The organism is Mycetohabitans sp. B2 (assembly GCF_021733735.1).
Taxonomy (GTDB): Bacteria; Pseudomonadota; Gammaproteobacteria; order Burkholderiales; family Burkholderiaceae; genus Mycetohabitans; species Mycetohabitans rhizoxinica.
Genome location: NZ_JAHKSP010000079.1, coordinates 1 through 2,247 on the forward strand (window position 1 = coordinate 1; position 2,247 = coordinate 2,247).

Consider the following 2,247-nt stretch of genomic DNA (forward strand, 5'->3'; position numbering starts at 1 on the left):
CGAGTATCAGGCCATTGCTCGTTCAGTGGCATATAGACGCCGCCGGCTTTGATGACGGCCAACGCTGCGACCACGCGCTCGGGCGAGCGCTGCATCAACACTGCCACGGGCGTCTCCGCTACCACCCCCAGCCGGATCAGCCGATGAGCCAAACGGTTCGCCTGAGCATTCAGCTCCGCGTAACTAATGCGTTGTTCTTTAAAGATAAGTGCAATGGCTTCAGGTGCTTTGTCTACCTGCTCTTCGAATAACTGATGCACGCACCGATATGACGGATAGTCACGCTGCGTCGCATTCCATGTTTCGAACAGCAAGGCTCGTTCGTCTTCGGGCAACACCTCTAGCTGCCGAACGGGTCTATCCGGTGCATGCTCGAGCGCTTCGACAAGGCTTTCCAGTGCCCGCTGCATATACCCACACACACGAATCGGGTCAAACGGCTGTGCCACTTGGCAGCTCAAGCTTAAAGCCTCCTTAAAATCGTTTACCGCCAACATAACCGGATAATTAGTACGCTCTTCTGCACTTAGCAATTGAGCACCGCCCGTCATTGTGCTCTCAGCCGAAGGCATTTCATTATGTCGGTAATTAAACAGCGCACTGAACAACGGCATGCCCACTGGCACCCCACTGCAGCGCTGCGCGAGTGCCAACGACGCATGTTCATGCTCGAGCAGTGCGGCCAAGCGTGTATGTGTGTCCCGTACACTGTACTCAACATTGCCGTGTAAATCTACAAGCAACGGTAGCGTATTAATAAACACCCCCATCGCGTTGTCCGCGCCGTCTCCCCCTTGCATCCGTCCAAAAAGCACTGTGCCGAACACGACTCGCTGCTGATTGCTCACGCGCGCAAGCACTTGCGCCCACGCGAGATGGCACAAAGTAGCCACGCTTACACCCAAGCGTCTGGCCTGCGCGCGCAGCCGATCGTTTAACTCTTGCAATAGCGTTTGGTGCGATTCGGTGATTTGGCTACCATCGCAATGTACATCGGCCAGCCCGAACGGCAGCGTGGGCTCCTCTACGTCAGCCAGCATGTCAATAAAGAAACGCGCATGCTCTTCTTCACTTACACCCAGGCGTGCCTGCGCGACCAAGTTACGGAACGGTTGAGCCGGTGGCAATCTGTCACCCCGTCCCTCGATAAAAGCCTGCACTTCGTTATCCATGACCTCCAGCGTCGAATGATCATTAATTAAATGATGCACCAACTCGACTAATAACCAGCGGCCATCGCTATCTCGCGCGATTACAAAATGCATTAAGGGGGCTTGAGTTAAATCGATGCGATGCTGGCGGGGATTGAAGCGCTGGGCCAGTTGTTCGCTGGCTGGTCCATCAGCCGGATCTAATACGAGTTCAATAATCGGCAGCGACACGTAACGCCAGACGACTTGTGCAGGCATGGACATACCTTCCCACACGAAGGCAGTGCGCAAAATATCATGACGATTTACAACCTGCCGAACTGCATCGAGGTAGCAATCGAGTTGTTCTCGATCAGCAAAGGCCTTCTGAAAAACCACCAGATAGGGATCACCGTCGGTGGCCAGCAGATGATGAAACAAGATACCATCTTGTAGCGGCGACAGTGCGTAAATATCCTGAATGTTCGCTACCCCATCCGGCACCTGCGCGACGATCCGGTCAATGTCGGCTTGGGTCAGGTCAATCAGTGGCAGCATCTCGGGCGTGAGTGCAGTGGTCACAGATGTAATGACATTGGGCGGCACCACCACTTCACGGTGCTGGCCTAACGATTGAGCCAACGCACTCAACGTGGGTTTGTCAAACAGTGCACGTACAGGCACCCCCAGATCAATACAGCGCAGGCGCTCAATCAAACGCACTGCCAGCAACGAGTGGCCCCCAAGTGCAAAGAAGCTATCATGCCGGCCCACACGCTCGACACCGAGCAACTCCGCCCAGATTGTCGCCAGCGTCGTCTCTAGCTCGCCTTGCGGCGCTTCATACGCGTGATGCGCAAGCGCACCAGCGTCTGGCTCAGGTAGCGCACGTCGATCCAGCTTACCATTGGGCGTGAGCGGCAGCGCATCCAGACGCACAAACGCAGCCGGCACCATGTACTCGGGCAAACGAGCAGCCACGTGCGTACGCAGCGTGCTGGCCAGCTGCTCATCGGCCTCAGCCACCACATAGGCCACCAGGCGCTTGCCATGGCCCTCACCCCGCACAAGCACCACCGCATCGCGCACCTGCTCATGTTGCACCAGGCACGCCTCG

General features: G+C 56.4%; 1 protein-coding gene. It reads right to left on the reverse strand.

Features of this window, described 5'->3' with window-relative positions:
• A partial coding sequence (locus KPG66_RS16065; protein ID WP_237071465.1) for a condensation domain-containing protein occupies positions 1-2,247 on the reverse strand: 2,247 nt, incomplete at both ends.